This window comes from Streptomyces sp. NPDC050842, assembly GCF_044456565.1.
In the GTDB taxonomy this organism is placed as follows: Bacteria; Actinomycetota; Actinomycetes; order Streptomycetales; family Streptomycetaceae; genus Streptomyces.
On the sequence record NZ_JBITGA010000010.1, the window covers coordinates 217,825 to 231,316 of the forward strand.

Annotated in this window: 10 protein-coding genes; 6 read left to right on the forward strand and 4 right to left on the reverse strand. The window is 72.0% G+C overall.

Translation table 11 applies throughout. From position 1 onward, the window contains the following. Nucleotides 1-160: 160 nt before the first annotated feature. Nucleotides 161-1,618, forward strand: a complete 1,458-nt coding sequence (locus ACIBG6_RS30785; protein ID WP_399225963.1) for a catalase — start codon at nucleotides 161-163, stop codon at nucleotides 1,616-1,618. Between the two features lie 512 nt (nucleotides 1,619-2,130). Next, nucleotides 2,131-2,796 (forward strand): HNH endonuclease, encoded by a 666-nt coding sequence (locus ACIBG6_RS30790; RefSeq protein WP_399225964.1) that lies wholly within the window; start codon nucleotides 2,131-2,133, stop codon nucleotides 2,794-2,796. Here ACIBG6_RS30790 and ACIBG6_RS30795 read toward each other — a convergent pair. Next, entirely contained in the window at nucleotides 2,732-3,964 is a 1,233-nt protein-coding gene (locus tag ACIBG6_RS30795; RefSeq protein WP_399225965.1) for an MFS transporter, read from the reverse strand. The two genes, ACIBG6_RS30790 and ACIBG6_RS30795, sit on opposite strands and share 65 nt — an antisense overlap. Nucleotides 3,965-4,041: 77 nt before the next feature. Here ACIBG6_RS30795 and ACIBG6_RS30800 point away from each other — a divergent pair, with 77 nt between their 5' ends. Continuing rightward, nucleotides 4,042-5,025: an ArsR family transcriptional regulator gene (locus tag ACIBG6_RS30800; RefSeq protein WP_399225966.1), complete on the forward strand. Its 984-nt coding sequence runs from the start codon at nucleotides 4,042-4,044 to the stop codon at nucleotides 5,023-5,025. A gap of 105 nt (nucleotides 5,026-5,130) precedes the next feature. Here the strand turns inward: ACIBG6_RS30800 and gcl are convergent, their stop codons facing one another. Next, nucleotides 5,131-6,918: a glyoxylate carboligase gene (gene gcl / locus ACIBG6_RS30805; protein WP_399225967.1), complete on the reverse strand. Its 1,788-nt coding sequence runs from the start codon at nucleotides 6,916-6,918 to the stop codon at nucleotides 5,131-5,133. A 324-nt stretch (nucleotides 6,919-7,242) separates the two neighbouring features. Between gcl and ACIBG6_RS30810 the strand changes: the two genes are divergently transcribed. The 3 genes from ACIBG6_RS30810 (at nucleotide 7,243) to ACIBG6_RS30820 (ending at nucleotide 10,100) form a co-directional block, all read left to right on the forward strand. Then, nucleotides 7,243-8,538 carry a hypothetical protein gene (locus ACIBG6_RS30810; protein WP_399225968.1) on the forward strand — a complete coding sequence of 432 codons (1,296 nt, stop codon included), beginning with the start codon at nucleotides 7,243-7,245 and terminating at the stop codon, nucleotides 8,536-8,538. Nucleotides 8,539-8,662: 124 nt separating this feature from the next. Further along, nucleotides 8,663-9,493, forward strand: a complete 831-nt coding sequence (locus ACIBG6_RS30815) for a TIGR04222 domain-containing membrane protein (protein ID WP_399225969.1) — start codon at nucleotides 8,663-8,665, stop codon at nucleotides 9,491-9,493. 19 nt (nucleotides 9,494-9,512) lie between these two features. Beyond that, a complete protein-coding gene (locus tag ACIBG6_RS30820) occupies nucleotides 9,513-10,100 on the forward strand; it encodes a GNAT family N-acetyltransferase (RefSeq protein WP_399225971.1) in 588 nt (195 codons plus the stop codon). Here ACIBG6_RS30820 and ACIBG6_RS30825 read toward each other — a convergent pair. Beyond that, nucleotides 10,097-11,716 carry an AMP-binding protein gene (locus ACIBG6_RS30825; RefSeq protein WP_399225972.1) on the reverse strand — a complete coding sequence of 540 codons (1,620 nt, stop codon included), beginning with the start codon at nucleotides 11,714-11,716 and terminating at the stop codon, nucleotides 10,097-10,099. The genes ACIBG6_RS30820 and ACIBG6_RS30825 overlap by 4 nt on opposite strands. After that, nucleotides 11,713-13,398: an AMP-binding protein gene (locus ACIBG6_RS30830; RefSeq protein WP_399225973.1), complete on the reverse strand. Its 1,686-nt coding sequence runs from the start codon at nucleotides 13,396-13,398 to the stop codon at nucleotides 11,713-11,715. Before ACIBG6_RS30830 ends, ACIBG6_RS30825 begins: the two co-directional genes overlap by 4 nt. Between the last annotated feature and the right edge of the window lie 94 nt (nucleotides 13,399-13,492).

Sequence of the window (13,492 nt, forward strand, 5' to 3'; positions counted from 1 at the left end):
TGAATTCCGGTCGGCGGCGGCGCTGACACCTGTCCTGTCGCGCCCAGGCGTCGCCGCCGGCCGGAACACCACACTTCATTTTCAACAAACTGTTGACGTTACGTTCGAGCCGAATTTACGCTCCTCGGACCTCAGCAGAGTTCCCGTACGGAAGGTCACGATGTCGAAGCGCGTGCTTACGACCGAGTCCGGCGCCCCCGTCGCCGACAACCAGAACTCCGCCACCGCCGGCGTCGGTGGCCCCATCCTCCTGCAGGACCAGCACCTGCTGGAGAAGCTCGCGCGCTTCAACCGTGAGCGGATCCCGGAGCGCGTGGTCCACGCCCGCGGTTCCGGTGCGTACGGCTACTTCGAGGTGACCGACGACGTCACCGGGTACACCAAGGCCGACTTCCTCGGCGAGGTCGGCAAGAAGACCGAGACCTTCATCCGGTTCTCGACCGTGGCCGACTCGCTCGGCGGCGCGGACGCGGTCCGCGACCCCCGCGGCTTCGCCCTGAAGTTCTACACCGAAGAGGGCAACTACGACCTCGTCGGCAACAACACCCCGGTGTTCTTCATCAAGGACCCGATCAAGTTCCCCGACTTCATCCACTCCCAGAAGCGCGACCCCTTCACGGGCAAGCAGGAGGCGGACAACGTCTGGGACTTCTGGGCGCACGCCCCCGAGGCGACGCACCAGATCACCTGGCTCATGGGCGACCGCGGCATCCCCGCCTCGTACCGCCACATGAACGGCTACGGCTCGCACACCTACCAGTGGACCAACGAGGCGGGCGAGGCCTTCTTCGTCAAGTACCACTTCAAGACGAACCAGGGCATCCGCAGCCTCTCCGGCGAGCAGGCCGCCGAGCTCGTCGGCAAGGACGCGAACTCGCACCAGACCGATCTGCTCCAGGCCATCGAGCGCGGCGTGAACCCCTCGTGGACCCTGTACGTCCAGGTCATGCCGGCCGCCGAGGCCGCCGAGTACCGCTTCAACCCGTTCGACCTCACCAAGGTGTGGCCGCACAGCGACTACCCGCTCCAGCGCGTGGGCCGCCTGGTCCTCGACCGCAACCCGGAGAACGTCTTCGCCGAGGTCGAGCAGGCCGCGTTCTCCCCGAACAACTTCGTCCCGGGCATCGGTCCCTCGCCGGACAAGATGCTCCAGGGCCGCCTCTTCGCCTACGCGGACGCCCACCGCTACCGCCTCGGCGTGAACCACACCCTGCTGCCGGTGAACGCCCCCAAGGCGACCACGGCCGAGAACTACGGCCGGGACGGCTTCATGGCCACCCGCAACGGCTCGCGCCACGACAAGAACTACGAGCCCAACTCGTACCAGGGCCCGGCCCAGACCGACGCCGCGCTCTCCGCGCCGCTCGCGATCCACGGCTGGACCGGCACCCACGAGGCGCCCGCCCACACCAAGGACGACGACTTCTTCCAGGCCGGCGAGCTCTACCGCCTGATGTCCGCCGAGGAGAAGAACCGTCTGATCGCCAACATCGCCGGCGGTCTGTCCCAGGTGTCCCGCGAGGACGTCATCGAGAAGAACCTCGCGCACTTCGCCGCCGCCGACGCCGAGTACGGCAAGCGTGTGGCCGAGGCCGTCCGCGCCCTGCGCGAGGACTGAGCGGACAGCAGCACCCAGACTGCGTACGGCGCCTGACGGGAGGTCAGTGCCGTACGCGGTCCGGATCGCCGGCCCGGATGAGGGGTGGTCGGCGGACCGGACAAGCGTGAGGACCGCGGCGGCGTCGAGCCAGTGCGGTGGTAAGGGCGTCGGGCTCCTCTTCTTGACCTGAAAGAAGAGGACAGCCGGCACGCCCGTCGCCGCCGCCGCGGTCCTATCGCCCAGCCCCCTTCCCCTCGGGGCACCCACAGCCCGAAAGCGGCTGCACCCACAGACTCCGTCCGGCGGCGCGAACGTCCTGTCGCGCCAGCCTCGTGCCGTCGGACGGGTACAACGGGAGAGCGTGGAACCAGGTTTACGGTCCCTGGTTCCGCGCTCTTCTTCGTCTGTACGGGCGTACGGCGTACGGACGTCCAGCGCATCGTTTCTGCGGTGAAGATCCGCACCCGCTCGGAGGAGCGCACCGCGATTCTCTCCCCGTGCGCCCCGCGACCGCCGCTATCCACTGGTACATGATCAAGAACCTGATGCGCGGCCTCGCGCCGCTCGCGCTGATCCTGTCCCCCCTCGCCGTCCCCTCCCCCGCGCTCTCCGCCGGCGTCATCCTCTTCCCCGACGCGCTCGCCGAACTCACCGAGGCCTCCGAGGACCCGGACGGCTACAAGGAGTCGGCGTTCAGCCACTGGAACCAGGGCCTCGACCCGGCCGACGGTTGTGACACCCGCGCCGAGGTCCTCGTCGCCGAGGCCGTCGACGCCCCGAAGACCGGCGCGGGCTGCGCCCTGACCGGGGGCCAGTGGACCTCGTACTACGACGGGCAGAACGTCACCGATCCCGCCGTGCTCCGCGTGGACCACGTCGTCGCGCTCGAAGAGGCCTGGCAGTCGGGCGCCTCCGGCTGGACCGCCGCCCGGCGCGAGAAGTACGCCAACGACCAGGGAGCCGCCGCGACCCTCGTCGCCGTCACGGCCCGCAGCCAGAAGGAGAAGGCCGGGCGCGACCCCGCCGAGTGGGTGCCCGCGGACAACGCCCGGTACTGCCGTTACGTCGGCGAGTGGGTCAGCACCAAGCTGCGCTGGGGCCTCTCCGCCGACAAGGACGAGGTGGAGGCGCTCAAGCTGTTCGCCGACGGTCCGTGCGAGGACACGGTCGTGCACCGCTCGACGGCGCCTCACTAGGCGGTGCCGCTCCGGCCTCCCGGTCGGCACGGGCGAGCGCCAGGGTGACGGTGAGCGAGGCGAGCGCGAGCAGCACCATGCCCGTACGCGGTGACGTGTACTGGGCAAGGGTGCCCGCGAGCGCCGCGCTCACTCCCTGGAGGGCGAGCATTCCGGAGGTGTGCAGCCCGAGCGCGTGGCCGGCCAGCTCCTCCGGCACCAGGGCCATCAGGCGTTCCTGGTGCAGGAGACTCGCCCCGTACCCGACCGCCGAGACCGTCACCGCGAGGAGCGCGAGCGGCGGCGCCGGGTCCAGGGCGAACAGCAGGAACGGGGCCGCGAGCAGAGCCTGGAGCGGAAAGCGGATCCGGCCGCGGAGCCGCGCCGGTACGAAGCGGCCGACGGCCACGTCCCCGACCAGCATCCCGAGCGCCGCGAAGGCGAAGAGGAGGCCGGCGCGCTCGGGGGCGTACGGCACGAAGAGCGACTCGCAGCCCACGATCAGCCCGTTGGGCACCCACAGGGCGAGGTAGCAGCGGCGGCGGGCGGGCGCGGAGAGCAGGCGCGCGTTGGTGCGCCAGGTCTCGGCGACCGAGGCCCGGCCGGCGGCTCGGGGCGGCCGCGCCCCGAGGCCCAGGCGGGCGAGGAGCGCGGCGGCGAGGTAGAGACCCGCGCCGACGAGGACCGTGCCGCGCGGCGAGAGCAGGGCGATCAGGACGCCGCCGGTCGCGAAGCCGCCGATCTGGCAGACGCCGACGGCCATGTTCGTCACGGAGCGGCCGAGGAGGAAGTCCTCACGGGCGAGGATCTGGTTCAGGAGGCCGTAGCGGACGCCTCCGCCGAGTGAGGCCGCGAGCCCTTCGGCGAGCAGGATCGTGAAGACCGCCCAGGTCGGCAGCCCGGGGACCGCCAGGACGGCGGTGCCCAGGGCGAAGAAGAGCGCGATGCCGGCGAGCGCGGTGCGCGGCGGCAGCCGGTCGGCCGCCGAGAGCAGGGTGGTCGCACCGATCAGCTGGGCGAGCGAGGGCCCGAAGAGGGCCAGGGCGGAGAGGAGTGGGGAGCCGGTCGCGCGGTAGACGAGTGTGGCGAGCCCGAGCCCGACGACCGTCTGGGCGGCGGTGTGCGCGGCGCCCGTCAGGAAGAGCGGGGTGAACTCTGGGGTACGGAAGAGGTCGCGGTAGCGGGGCATGCGAGGAGCTTCGGGGGCGCCCGGCCATGAGGATATTGTTTCGCTCGGGGGCGAAACCGACGAGACGGAGTGGCCGCATGGGCTGGTGGCGGATCGGTACGGACTCGCTCGCGGGCAGCCGTTTCGTCGTCTCACCGCTGGCCGAGACGATCGCGGCGCTCAAGATCCTGCACGCGGCGGCGGGCTCCCACCCGGGCGAGCGGGCCTGGCTGGCCCGGCACCTCTCCGCCTACCGGGCGCGCCTGGCGGCCGAGCCGCTCGACGGGCTGCTCGTCGGGGCCGCGATCGGACGGACCTGGAACGCGGACTTCCTGACCCCGACGCCGCTCGGCGAGGGCGAGCAGTCCTTCGAGGAGGAGGTCGAGGCCGTTCGCGCGGCCGATCCTGCCGCCGCCGTACCGCAGTTGGCCGTCGCGCTCGGCGGTCCCGTACCGGAGCCGCTGTGCTCGGCGCGCGACCTTCCGGAGCGGATGGCCGGGGTCCTGTCGTGGGTGTGGCGGGAGACCGTGCTGCCGGAGTGGCCGCGGCGGCGGCGGATCCTGGAAGCCGATGTGGTGGCGCGGACCGCCCAGTTGGTCCGGGGCGGCTGGGCGGCGGCCCTGGACGAGCTGTGCCCGGGGAAGATGCGTTGGCTCGGCGACGGCCGTCTCCAGGTCAACTCCCGTAACTATCCGCCCCGTTCGGTCGACGGCGGCCGTCTGCTGTTCGTGCCGGTGACGGCCAACACGGGGTGGGTGTCCTGGGAGGGCTCGGAGCGCTTCGCGGTGGTGTACGCGTGCGCGGGCGCCCTGGCGGACGGGGCGGGGCCGGTCGTACCGCAGGCATTGGGCACCCTGCTCGGGGCGGCGCGTGCGGGTGTGCTCGTACGACTCGAATCCCCCAAGTCCACCAGCCAGTTGGTGGCGCTGACCGGGCAGGGGCTCGGGTCGGTGGGCCGGCATCTGAAGGTGCTGAAGGACGCCGGGCTCGTACAGCGGGGGCGGGCGGGGCGTTCGGTGCTGTACGAGTGGACGGAGGCGGGCGCGGTGCTGGTGCGGGCGCAGCGGGCGGGCGCCTTCTAGCACGCGGAGCGGCCCCCGTCCCGGTGCTCCTCGGGACGGGGGCCGTGTCGTGGCACCCGGGATCAGGCCTTCGGGGCCTTCAGGAGTGTCAGACCTTCAGGGGTGTCAGACCTTGAGGGGCTTGATCGCGGTCGGCGCGTGGCCGGGCTCGGTGGCGAGCTCCTCGAACTCGGTGACGTCGCTCATGTCGACCGTCTTGCTCATCGCGATGTTCGTGATGCGCTCCAGGATGGCCTCGACGACGACCGGGACCTGGAACTCCACCGCGAGCTTCTTCGCCTCTTCGAGGGCCTCGCCCAGCTTGTCCGGGTCGGTGACGCGGATGGCCTTGACGCCCAGGCCCTCGGCGACCTTGACGTGGTCGACGCCGTAGACGCCGATCTCCGGGGTGTTGATGTTCTCGAACTCGAGGTTGACCTCGAAGTTGATGCCCAGGTTGCCCTGCGCCTGGCGGATCAGGCCCAGGTAGGCGTTGTTCACGAGGACGTGGACGTAGGGGACCTTGTGCTGGGCGGCGACCGCCAGCTCCTCGATCATGAACTGGAAGTCGTAGTCGCCGGAGAGGGCGACGACCGGGGTCTCCGGGTCGGCGGTGGCGACACCGATCGCGGCCGGGATGGTCCAGCCGAGCGGGCCGGCCTGGCCGCAGTTGATCCAGTGGCGCGGCTTGTAGACGTGCAGGAACTGCGCGGCCGCGATCTGGGAGAGGCCGATGGTGGTGACGTAGCGGGTCTCCGGGCCGAAGGCCTTGTTCATCTCCTCGTAGACGCGCTGCGGCTTGATCGGGATGTTGTCGAAGTTCGTGCGGCGCTGCAGCGTCGCCTTGCGCTCCTGCGCGGAGGCGGTCCAGGCGGAGAAGTCCGGGAGCCTGCCCGCGGCCTTCCACTCCTTGGCGATCTCGACGAAGAGCTCCAGCGCGGCCTTGGCGTCGGAGGCGATGCCGTAGTCCGGGGCGAAGATCTTGCCGATCTGGGTGGGCTCGACGTCGACGTGGACGAACTTGCGGCCCTTGGTGTAGGCGTCCATGTTGTAGCCGGTGTGGCGGTTGGCCCAGCGGTTGCCGATGCCCAGGACGAAGTCCGACTCCAGGAAGGTCGCGTTGCCGTAGCGGTGCGCGGTCTGGACACCGACCATGCCGGCGGCCAGCTCGTGGTCGTCCGGGATGGTGCCCCAGCCCATCAGGGTGGAGATGACCGGGACGTTGATCAGCTCGGCGAACTCGACCAGGAGGTCGGAGGCGTCGGCGTTGATGATGCCGCCACCGGCGACGATCAGCGGACGCTCGGACTCCAGGAGGAAGCCGAGGGCCTTCTCGGCCTGGGCACGGCTGGCCTGCGGCTTGTAGACCGGCAGCGGCTCGTACGTCTCGGGGTCGAACTCGATCTCGGTCAGCTGGACGTCGATCGGGAGGTCGATGAGGACCGGGCCCGGACGGCCGGAGCGCATCAGGTGGAAGGCCTGCTGGAAGACGCCCGGGACCTGCGCGGCCTCCAGGACGGTCGTCGCGGCCTTGGTGACCGGCTTGGCGATCGAGGCGATGTCGACGGCCTGGAAGTCCTCCTTGTGGAGCTTCGAGACCGGGGCCTGGCCCGTGATGCAGAGGATCGGGATGGAGTCCGCGATCGCCGAGTACAGGCCGGTGATCATGTCGGTGCCGGCGGGGCCGGAGGTGCCGATGCAGACGCCGATGTTGCCGGCCTTGGCGCGGGTGTACCCCTCGGCCATGTGCGACGCGCCCTCGACGTGACGAGCCAGGGTGTGAGCGACGCCGCCCACGTTCTTGAGCTCGCGGTAGAAGGGGTTGATCGCCGCGCCAGGCACGCCGAACGCGTTGGTGACGCCTTCGCGCTTGAGGATCTCAACGGCCGCTGCGGCGGCGGTCATACGAGGCATGGGAGTGCTCCTGCTTCGGCCGGTCGGAGACGAACGCACCCGGCGGCTCGGGGAGCCCGGGAGGGTTGTTCCGTAATGCGGAAATACTGTTCTGCTATACGGAAGCAATGTAGGTCGGGTCCCGGAGAACCGTCAAGAGAAGTCCGCCTCGCGGGATCAGCGAAGTGGCCGAACTCCCTCCCCCGAGGTGGCCGATGGGTGGACGATGGGGCGGAACGACAGGGGGTAGAGGTTGTGGCTGAGTCGGTACCGGTGCGCTGCCCGGAGTGTCAGCGGACGCAGGCATACGCGGCGCCGGTCTTCCCCTGTGCGTGCGGGAGCCCGGTGGCGCCGCCGGTGACGGCGGGCGCGACGGCGGAACCGATCACGCACCGGAACTGGACGGACGAATGGGTCACCGTCCGCTGCGGCGCCTGCGGCCGCGAGGACGACTGGCCCCACCCGGAGCTGGGCTGCGCCTGCGGCACGGTCCTCCGGGTCCCGGTCCAGCCCGTGGGCACGGAGCCCGACGCGGGCGGGGGCGCCGACGCGGGCGGGGGTGTCGGCGCGGGCGGGGGTGTCGGCGCGGGCGCCGGGGACGTGGCGGCTCATGACCGCCGGAAGCCGGACCTCCCTGGCGGGACGGGGGCCGGTGACGCGCGGCCCGACGCCCTCCAGAGGGCCGAGGCGCCGCGACCGGCCGAGCGGAGCGGGCCCCTCCCCGGACCGTCCCCTCTGCCGCCCCTCACCCCTCCCTCCTCGGACGGGCCCGGCTCGGCCGCGCCGAACGCGGGCGCGGCGGGCGGGTCGGGCCCCTCAGGACCGTCCGGTACGCGTCCGGGCACCGACCCCCGCGGGCCGGGGCTCATCCCGCCGACGGCCGCAGGCGGGACCTTCGGTGCCCGGCCCGAAGGGGCGCCCATGCGCCCCGGTACGAGCGGACTGCCCGGCGTGCCGGGTGCGGCGGCCCCCGGCGGGCCGGCCCGCCCCCGGGCGTTCGGACCCGGCTCGGAGTGGTTCGGCCCGGGACCGGCCGCCCCGGACGGGAGCGCGCCGGACGGGAGCACGCCGGGTGGAAGCACGCCGGACGGGAGCACGCCGGGCGGCCCGGACGGCAGGATTCCGGGCGGCCCCGACAGCAGGGCTTCGGGCGGCCGGGACGTTCCGCCCCGGGCGCGCGCGCACCGCACGTTCGCCGAGCGGTATCCCGCGCACATCCCGCTGCCTCCCACGGCCCCGCGCCCCGGACCGGTGCGGGGTGCCTTCCGGCCGGTGACGATCCGGACCGCGCGGGACGCGGTGGCCGCGGCCGCCGGGTACCTCCGCTGGCTCGGGTTCCGGGACGTGGTCCAGCCCGAGGACCGCCCCGCCTCCGGGGTGGACCTGCGGGCGCCGGGGCTCGTCGCCCAGGTGGATCCGAGCACGCGGCCCGCCGGGCTGCGGGCCGTCGAATGCCTCTGGCTCAACGGCCTGAGCACCCCCGACACGAGCGTGAGCGTGTTCTTCTCGCTGGCCGGCTACACCCCGGAGGCGCGCAAGCGGGCCGCCGAGATCGGCCTCCCGCTCTTCGTCCTCGACCTGACGGGCACCCCGCAGCCCGCCAACCACGCCGCCGACGAACTGGCAGCCGACGGCGCCTGACCCTCCCGCCGGTCCCCGCACACCCGCACCGCACGCCCGCCCACAAGACCTCGCCATCCGAAACCGGCCATTCACGCGTGACGATCACGCTCCCCCGGGCACAACACCCTCGGGGGGTGGCGTCATGTCGACGGCGATGTGGTGGTTCATCGGGGTGGCCTGCGCGGAACTGGTGCTCGCCGCCGTGCTGTTGCGAACCCGCAGCCAGGAAAGCGGAGCGTGGCCCGCGGGCGCCGAGCCACCGCCACAGGCCCTCGCGCTGCTGCGGGGAGGGCGCCGGGCGGCCGTCACGGTCGCGCTCGTGGCACTGCACCAGCGAGGGGCGGTCGCCGCAGGCCGCAAACGTACGATTCGGGCCAACGGAGGGCCGGGCCGGACCCGTGACCCCGTACAGCTCGGGGTGCACGGGGCGCTGCACCGGGCCCTGGCGCTGCGGGCGCTCGCCCTGCGCCCGGAGGCGCGGCGGGCCGTGGACACCCTGCACGGCGAGCTCGGCCGCGCCGGCCTGCTGCGGCCGCCCGCCCGGCTGCGGGCCGCCCGCACCCTGCTCGCCTGCGTCCCGCTGACGGTCGGCGCCGGACTGCTCTTCTCCTGGGCGCGCCACGGCCACGGAGGCGGGTACGCCGGCGGATCCGGCGGCGTGGGTCTCGTCGTCGCGGTCGCCGTGCCGCCGGTCCTCGCCGCGGTGGCGCTGCTGCGTCTGCGGCCGGCCACACAGGCAGCCCGGCACCTGCTCGCCGGCCTGCGGGAACGGCATCCGCTGCCGGCCCACCGGCGCGAGGTGACGGACGGCCGCCTGGTCCAGCTGTACGTGGCGTTGTACGGGGATCCGGCGCTGGCCCTGTTCCTGCCCCGGTTCTCCCGGGACGGCGGGCTGCTCGACCGCCCGCGCGAGCCGGACGAGAACCGGCCGCCGCCGCAGCCGGGCGGGGGGACGGGCCGCACCGCTCACTGACGTCGCGCCATACTGTCGTATGCGCATCAGAGCGGCCGCTCCGGCCGAACTCCCGCTGCTCCAGGACATCGAACGGGCGGCGGGTGAGCCGTTCCGTTCTCTCGGCATGGCGGCGATCGCCGACGACGACCCCCTGCCCCTGGACGTCCTGGAGGCGTACCGCTGCGAGGGCCGGGCCTGGGTGGCGGTGGACACGGCCGACCGTCCCGTCGCCTATCTGCTCGCCGACACGGTCGACGGCTCCGCCCACATCGAGCAGGTGTCGGTGCACCCGGACGCCGCCCGCCGGGGCGTCGGGCGGGAGCTGATCGAGCACCTGGCGGCGGCCGCCAGGGAGCAGGGCCTGACGGCCCTGACCCTGACGACCTTCACCGAGGTCCCGTGGAACGCCCCGTACTACACCCGGCTCGGCTTCCGCCCACTGGCCGACTCCGACCCGGAGCTGACGGACGGGCTGCGCGCCATCAGCCACGCGGAGGCGGCACACGGCCTGTCGGTCTGGCCCCGGGTCTGCATGCGCCGAGAGGTCCAGGAGATCCAGGAGATCCAGGAGGTCCAGGAGATCCAGGAGGTCCAGGAGGTCCAGGAGGTCCAGGATGCTCCTTAGAGGCCCTGCCCGTACCGCTGCCGCAGCTCCACCTTCCGCACCTTGCCGCTGACCGTCATGGGGAACTCGGTGAGGATCTCCACCCTGCGCGGGATCTTGTAGTGGGCGAGCCGGTCGCGGCAGAAGGCGGTGATCTCCTCGAGGCCCGGCGGGTCGGCCGGGTCGCGGGGGATCACGCAGGCCAGGATCTCCTCGCCGTACCGGGCGTCGGGCACGCCGACGACCTGGACGTCGGCGATCTTGGCGTGCCCGTAGAGGAACTCCTCGATCTCGCGCGGGTACACGTTCTCCCCGCCTCGGATGATCATGTCCTTGATGCGGCCGACGATCGCGACGTAGCCGTCGTCCCGCATCACCGCCAGGTCCCCGGTGTGCATCCAGCGGCCGGCGTCGATCACCTCGGCGGTCTTCTGCGGCTCGTCCCAGTAGCCGAGCATCACGCTGTAGCCGCGGGTGCACAGCTCCCCCGCCGTGCCGCGCTCCACGGTCAGCCCGGTCCCCGGGTCGACGACCTTGACCTCGACGTGCGGCAGGACCCGGCCGACGGTGCCGGTGCGGCGTTCCAGGTCGTCGTCGCGCCGGGTCTGGGTGGAGACGGGCGAGGTCTCGGTCATGCCGTAACAGATCGACACCTCCGCCATGTTCATCTCGGCGACGACCCGCTTCATCACCTCCGCCGGGCACGGCGAGCCGGCCATGATCCCGGTGCGGAGGGTGGAGAGGTCGTAGGCGGCGAAGTCGGGGTGGTCGAGCTCGGCGATGAACATCGTCGGCACCCCGTACAGCGAGGTGCAGCGTTCCTCCTGCACGGCCCGGAGGGTGGCGGCGGGGTCGAAGGACGGCGCCGGGATCACCATGCAGGCGCCGTGCGAGGTGGCGGCCAGATTGCCCATCACCATGCCGAAACAATGGTAAAAGGGGACGGGGATGCAGATCCTGTCCTGCTCGCTGTAGGCGATCATCTCCCCGACGAAGTAACCGTTGTTGAGGATGTTGTGGTGGGAGAGGGTGGCGCCCTTCGGGAAGCCGGTGGTCCCCGACGTGTACTGGATGTTGACCGGCTCGTCACAGGAGAGCGGCTCGGGACGCAGCCCTTCCGCCGTACGCCCGAGGAGCGCGTCCCAGCTCGGGTCCCCGAAGTGCACGACCTCCCTCAACTGTGCGCACCCTCCCCGCACTTCCTCGACCATCGCCCGGTAGTCGCTCGTCTTGTGCGTGAGCGTGGCGAAGAGCAGGGAGATGCCCGCCTGGTTCAGTACGTACGCCAACTCGTGCGAGCGGTAGGCGGGGTTGATGGTGACCATGATCGCGCCGATGCGGGCGGTGGCGTACTGGACGAGGACCCACTCGGCGCAGTTCACCGCCCAGATCCCGACCCGGTCGCCCTTCCGGACGCCGCTGCCGAGCAGCGCACCGGCCAACCGGTCGACGTCGGCGCCGAATTGGGCGTAGGTCCAGCGCCGGCCGCTGGGAATGTCGACGAGGGCCTCCCGGTCGGGCCAGGCGGCGACGGCCCGGTCGAGGTTGACGCCGACGGTGTCGCCGAGGAGGGCGGTGCCGGACACGCCGTGCGCGTACGAGAGTTCCGTGGCCCGTGCGTTCGGTGCGTTCGTCATCGCAGCTCTCCTTCGGCGTACTCCGTGCCGGCGCCCTCGGCGGTGAGCCGGCGCAGTTCCACCCGGCGGATCTTGCCGGAGACGGTCTTGGGCAGCTCGGCGAACTCGATGCGCCGGATCCGCTTGTACGGGGCGAGGACCGCGCGCGAGTGGTCGAAGAGGACCTTCGCGGTCTCCGCGCCCGGCTCCCAGCCCGCGGCGAGGACGACGTACGCCTTGGGGACCGCGAGCCGCAGCGGGTCGGGGGCGGGGACGACGGCCGCCTCGGCGACGGCCTCGTGCTCCAGGAGGGCGCTCTCCAGCTCGAAGGGGCTGATCTTGTAGTCGGAGGCCTTGAAGACGTCGTCGGCACGCCCGATGTACGTGATGTACCCGTCGCCGTCCCTGGCTCCGATGTCACCGGTGCGGTAGTAGCCGCCCGCCATCGCCTCGGCCGTACGCTCCGGGTCGCCGTGGTAACCGGTCATCAGGCCCACCGGGTTGGCCGACAGGTCGAGACAGATCTCGCCCTCCTCCACGTCCGCCCGGCCGGTCACCGGATCGACGAGCGTGACGCGGAACCCGGGGCTGGGGCGGCCCATGGAGCCTTCCTTGAGCCGCTGGCCGGGGCTGTTGGAGACCTGCACGGCGGTCTCCGTCTGACCGAAGCCGTCCCGGATGGTGACGCCCCAGGCGCGCCGTACCGACTCGATGACCTCGGGGTTGAGGGGTTCGCCGGCGGCGACGACCTCGCGCGGCGGGGTCTTCAGCTGCCCGAGGTCGGACTGGATCAGCATCCGCCACACGGTCGGCGGGGCACAGAAGCTGGTGACGCCGTGCCGCTCCATCTCGCTCATCAGTCGGGCCGGGTCGAAGCGCGTGTAGTTGTGGATGAAGACGGTCGCCTCCGCGTTCCAGGGCGCGAAGAGGTTGGACCAGGCGTGCTTGGCCCAGCCGGGCGAGGAGATGTTGAGGTGCACGTCCCCGGGCTTGAGGCCGATCCAGTACATCGTCGAGAGGTGGCCGACCGGGTACGAGGTGTGGGTCTGCTCGACGAGCTTCGGCCGGGCGGTCGTCCCGGAGGTGAAGTACAGCATCAGCGTGTCCTCGGCGAAGGTCACGCCGTCGGGCTCGAAGTCGGCGGACCCCTGGGCGGCGTGCTCGTAGCCGAGCCAGCTCACCCCGTCGCCGCCGATCGCGATGCGCGTGTAGTCGCCGGGGACGTCGTCGAACTTGGCGGTGTCCTCGGCGCGCGCGATGACGTGGCGGGCTCGGCCCCGCTCGACGCGGTCGCGGAGGTCGGCGGGGCCGAGGAGGGGGGTGGCGGGGATGACGACGGCGCGCAGCTTCATCGCGGCGAGCATGGTCTCCCACAGCTCGACCTGGTTGCCGAGCATGACGATGATCCGGTCCCCGGCGCGGACGCCCTGGGCGCGCAGCCAGTTCGCGACGCGGTTCGAGCGGGCGGACATCTCGGCGAAGCTCGCCGTCGTCTCGGAACCGTCCTCCTCGACGATGTGCAGGGCGGTTCTGTCGTTGCCGTCGGCGATGACGTCGAACCAGTCGAGCGCCCAGTTGAAACGGTCGGGCCGGGGCCAGGCGAAGCCCTCGTAAGCCGTCTCGTAGTCCTCGCGATGCTGGAGCAGGAAGTCCCGGGCGGCCCGGAACATCTCCGTCGCACTGGTCGCGCTCGCTTCCGTCATGTGTCCTCCTCGTTGCGGGACCGGTCCCGGACATCGTGTAATCGGTGACCCAGGTCTCACTACCCCCGTTCGGGGGTGAACCGGCCTACCGGCC

Excerpts from the sequence above, each read along its gene's own strand:
- ACIBG6_RS30790 (WP_399225964.1), top strand. The coding sequence starts at position 2,131 with ATGATCAAGAACCTGATGCGCGGCCTCGCGCCGCTCGCGCTGATCCTG.
- ACIBG6_RS30785 (WP_399225963.1), top strand. The coding sequence starts at position 161 with ATGTCGAAGCGCGTGCTTACGACCGAGTCCGGCGCCCCCGTCGCCGAC.
- ACIBG6_RS30830 (WP_399225973.1), bottom strand. The coding sequence starts at position 13,398 with ATGACGGAAGCGAGCGCGACCAGTGCGACGGAGATGTTCCGGGCCGCC.
- gcl (WP_399225967.1), bottom strand. The coding sequence starts at position 6,918 with ATGCCTCGTATGACCGCCGCCGCAGCGGCCGTTGAGATCCTCAAGCGC.
- ACIBG6_RS30825 (WP_399225972.1), bottom strand. The coding sequence starts at position 11,716 with ATGACGAACGCACCGAACGCACGGGCCACGGAACTCTCGTACGCGCAC.
- ACIBG6_RS30800 (WP_399225966.1), top strand. The coding sequence starts at position 4,042 with ATGGGCTGGTGGCGGATCGGTACGGACTCGCTCGCGGGCAGCCGTTTC.
- ACIBG6_RS30820 (WP_399225971.1), top strand. The coding sequence starts at position 9,513 with ATGCGCATCAGAGCGGCCGCTCCGGCCGAACTCCCGCTGCTCCAGGAC.
- ACIBG6_RS30795 (WP_399225965.1), bottom strand. The coding sequence starts at position 3,964 with ATGCCCCGCTACCGCGACCTCTTCCGTACCCCAGAGTTCACCCCGCTC.
- ACIBG6_RS30815 (WP_399225969.1), top strand. The coding sequence starts at position 8,663 with ATGTCGACGGCGATGTGGTGGTTCATCGGGGTGGCCTGCGCGGAACTG.